This is a genomic window from Atribacter sp., from assembly GCF_035418125.1.
Taxonomy (GTDB): domain Bacteria; phylum Atribacterota; class Atribacteria; order Atribacterales; family Atribacteraceae; genus Atribacter; species Atribacter allofermentans.
This window is the reverse complement of sequence record NZ_DAOLQM010000205.1, coordinates 1-4,034: the sequence shown is the minus strand read 5'-3', so window position 1 is coordinate 4,034 and position 4,034 is coordinate 1. Positions and strand designations below refer to the sequence as shown.

The 4,034-nt window shown below is 38.0% G+C and carries 5 protein-coding genes; all 5 read right to left on the bottom strand.

The window, feature by feature from the left end:
* On the bottom strand, nucleotides 1-292 hold a 292-nt coding region (locus tag PLK24_RS09230; RefSeq protein ID WP_324478442.1), incomplete at its 3' end, for a thermonuclease family protein.
* Entirely contained in the window at nucleotides 292-1,236 is a 945-nt protein-coding gene (locus PLK24_RS09225) for a phosphoglycerate dehydrogenase (protein WP_324478441.1), read from the bottom strand. The genes PLK24_RS09225 and PLK24_RS09230, both read right to left, overlap by 1 nt.
* 25 nt (nucleotides 1,237-1,261) lie before the next feature.
* On the bottom strand, nucleotides 1,262-1,507 hold the full coding sequence (locus tag PLK24_RS09220) for a hypothetical protein (protein ID WP_324478439.1): 246 nt from the start codon (nucleotides 1,505-1,507) through the stop codon (nucleotides 1,262-1,264).
* An 85-nt stretch (nucleotides 1,508-1,592) separates the two neighbouring features.
* Nucleotides 1,593-2,147, bottom strand: coding sequence for a LemA family protein (locus PLK24_RS09215; protein ID WP_324478438.1), 555 nt, complete (start codon nucleotides 2,145-2,147; stop codon nucleotides 1,593-1,595).
* Nucleotides 2,148-2,209: 62 nt separating this feature from the next.
* Nucleotides 2,210-4,034: DUF2207 family protein (locus PLK24_RS09210; RefSeq protein ID WP_324478437.1), on the bottom strand; the 1,825-nt coding region annotated here is incomplete at its 5' end.

Sequence of the window (4,034 nt, the reverse complement as noted above, 5' to 3'; positions counted from 1 at the left end):
CTCTTTGCTCGACATCGAATTCCAATTTTACTTTTCGATTCTCAACCATTTTTCGGTTGGCTTGAAAAGCTTCCTCAGCAAATTGTTCGGCATTTTTTTTAGAGCTTTGAAATTCTGGAGCGTCAACACCAATGTATCTCAGTTTTTCTCCATTATTGAGTTCTATGGTATCTCCATCAATCACTGTTTTTACAATATACTGACCGGATTCCTGCTGGAAGTAGTTGTACATGATAAAGATTATTAAAACCGCCAGTAAAGTGGTTAAAGAATTTTTTTGGACCTTTTTCATTACACCACCCGATAAAGAGGCTCTTTCCCATTAAAAACCCGGATAAGGTTCTCTGCTGCAATATTCCCCATTTTTAGGTTTGCTTCTCGAGTATGAGAGGAAATATGGGGAGTGGTTATAACGTTTGGCAGCGATAAGAGTGGGCTATCAAAGGGAGGCTCATGAGTAAAAACATCCAGAGCTGCTCCGGCAATACGATTTTCCTTTAAGTAAAGATAGAGAGCTTCCTCATTGATAAGCTCGCCACGAGCAGTGTTGATCAGAAAAGCTTCTTTTTTCATAAATGAAAGTAATTTGTCATTTATCATCTCACGAGTATCATCAGTAAGAGGTGCATGGAGAGAGATAAAATCAGCGTCTTTAAATAATTTTTCAAGCTCGACTTTTTTATAAGGGAGTATTTCGTTGTTGATAAAAGGATCATAATAGAGTACTTTCATCGCAAACGCTTGTGCATACTGAGCAACATTTTTCCCAATTCTTCCAAAACCGACAATACCTATGGTTTTTCCTTCGAGCTCTAATCCAAAACTGGTTGCCCCCCATTCCTTATTCTTTATTTGCTCGATGAAATGAGGTATTTTTCGAGCTAAAACAAGCATTAAGGTAAATGCCATTTCAGCAACCGATACCGAATTGGTTCCCGGAGCATTGGCTACCACGACACCATGTTTTTGGGCAGACTGAATATCAATGTTATCAACACCAACCCCGTGCTTTGAAACCACTTTAAGATTTGGGCAATTGGTGAAAACAACTTCACCCACCCGATCCATCCCAACTAAGACTCCTTCGGCATCATTGATTAATTCCGACACAGTATCTTCATTCTCCGGGTTAGGGTTCTTTTTAATCTCCACTTGGATTCCAGCTGCTTCCAACCGTCGCAATGGATCCTTTGCAGAACGAGCAAAGGATCTGGCAAGGATAATCGCTTTTTTCAAAGACCATCACCTCAAGTTGAATTTTCTACTTTCTCACCATCTCCTGATAAAGTGCAAAAGCGACAAATAAATATCCAAACACCCTCAATACCACTAAAAAGTTAACTAATCGATCAGGAGAAACAAATAACGTAATCAAATGAGAAAATCCAAAAATAGCAAAAGCAATTCCTATCAAAAGACTAATAATACTCTTCTTTTCCTTATATCCCCAATAGCCTAAAAATAAAACAAAAATACTCAGCGCACCGTTCACTAAACCTACAGTCATTTAAACGTCCCTCCAAAATCAACTTAAATCTTTTTTTTTAGGCTTTTCTCTGAAACTAAATGGTACCAAAAATTAACAAAACAAATTAAAACTGTACTTTAACTGGTTCTCGTTCTTCACCCTGAGTTTCAAAATATTCTCTCTTTTTATATCCAAACATTCCGGCAAAAATATTGGCTGGAAATTTTTCAATTGACGAATTATACATGAACACGGTATCGTTATAGAACTGGCGAGAATAGGCGATTTTATTTTCTGTTTCACTTAATTCATTTTGCAAATGCATAAAGTTTTCATTGGCTTTCAATTCCGGATATGCCTCTGCAACAGCAAATAATTGACGAAGCGCTTGGGTAAGCTGGTTTTCCGCTTGGCTTTTCTCAGCGGGGCTTTGTGCAGAAATAGCGACTTGTCGAGCTTTGGCAATATTTTCAAAGACCTCTTTTTCGTGAGTAGCATACCCTTTAACTGTTTCTACTAAATTGGGGATAAGGTCATACCGCCGTTTCAGCTGAACATCAACTTGAGCCCAGCTATTATCGACCTTATTTTTAAGTACCACTAAGCGGTTATAGAGCGATATTATGTAAACAACCACGATCAATATAATTATTCCTATAATCCAACCCAATACTGACACCTCCTTTTACCCTCTTTTTTTAGCTTTTAGTTCGTTTTTTATCTTCATCTATGAAATGCCGATCAACCGGCACTTGAACCTCCGCCACCTCCTCCCCCTCCACCTCCACTGGAAAATCCACCCCCAACCGAAGTAGAAGATTGGAGAGCTCGGGTAAGATTAGCCATATTCGCCATATTTCTAGAGATTGACTCTAAACGGCTAAGGGTATCAAGCGTAGTTACGGTAAAAACAGCACCATAGGAAACCTGATACCAACCAGGATGGGATAGTTCTGAACCGGTCTCCTGGATATAAATTTTTAAATTCTTTAATAGCTTTTCGGCAACTCCTAACGCCACAGCATAGATTAAATATCGATCCCAGATTTGCAATAAAACCGGAGGAGCCTCTTTCATGAGAGAATAATCGGTAATAAAACGTTTAAAAGCTGTCCATCGTCGATATTCAAGTAAGCCCTCTTTACTCCAACGCCCCAAAGATTTTCGAGCTATGAGGGCAAAAATAAGAATCAAGGGAAAAAATAGAATACTCAATGCAACCAACCATGAGCTCCCTTCATAGTCCAAATTTATGGCAGCAAAAATGACCAGAAAAACTCCTCCAATAAAATACGCAACACTAAAAATGAGATAGTGTTCTTTTTTGGCTTCAGCCCTTTCGTCATAAGTATAGAAGAAGTGGTTTTCCCACCAATTTTTAATTAACTTCCCCCAGTCTTCAATAAACACTAAAAAATTACTTTTTTCTCGAGGGATCTCTTTGCCCCACTTTTCAATCTCCAGGGTCGATACCGTTCGACCATCGTTAGAAATTCGTTGCAATAAACTTAATACATCTTTTTCAAAGGGAAGTAATTCAGAATCAGAATTTATATTCATATTTTTTTCTGTGAAAGTAAACACCAAATACTCTTTTTTTATAAAAAGAATCTTCATTTTTTCTTCTTCAACAGTCATATAACCTCGACGTGCCAAGTCAAGCAGCGTAGCAGTAAAAGCTCTTCCTATATCATTTCGATTTAGGGCTTTTTGGTTCATAATGACTCCCAAAAAGGCGGGAGGAATATCTCGGGGAGGCTCTTGTTCATACTGACGTTCATAATCGATTTTTGGTTCACGCCCATATTTTATATAGAATACAAAAAATAAGATGATATAAAGAATTCCAATAGAGATATACAATAAAAACAAACCGATTCCTATCCAGCGATTGGCTTGCCAGGAGGGCTTATCACCCTCTAATTCTTTGGTGGCAGCTTCTTTTTCTTCATCGAGGATTGATTCATATCGTGGAATATTTTGTAAATGCACTCCCGAAAAAACCTGAGGACTAACTAAAAGACGGGCTTCAACAAAGGTGTTGGCAGGTACATCTTCAATTATAAAATCAACTCTCCGATGGTCGGGAGAAAAATTCATCTCCCCTGGTTGAGCTTGAGTGTGAACAAAAAGTTTAAAAAGGTCTGGACTGGATTGAGGAATTTGAAGAATAACATCGAGTATTTCAATCGAGGCATGATCATCTTCAATAATTTTCCAATAAAATTCAGCTACATCTTGATATCGATGGATTGGATTTTTGAGAAGATATTGGATTCTAAATCCCAGGGTTTGGTTATCAGCTTGATAATACCATTTAATCGTTTTTGAATTCGATTGCTTATTGACCTCATAACGGAGTGGACTTCCGGTATCTACGTCCCAAACTCCTTGAAACTGGATATCATCAACCCCGCGAAGAAGCAAATCCAATTGAGCCCAACTAAATGAGCCAGAAAAAGTAAAATATCGAATATCAGTAACTTCAACATCGCCATTTTCAAGAAAGTTAAAGGTTTGAGAAATTGAGGGATGATAATAAGATTTTGCGATGGTTGGTAGCGAT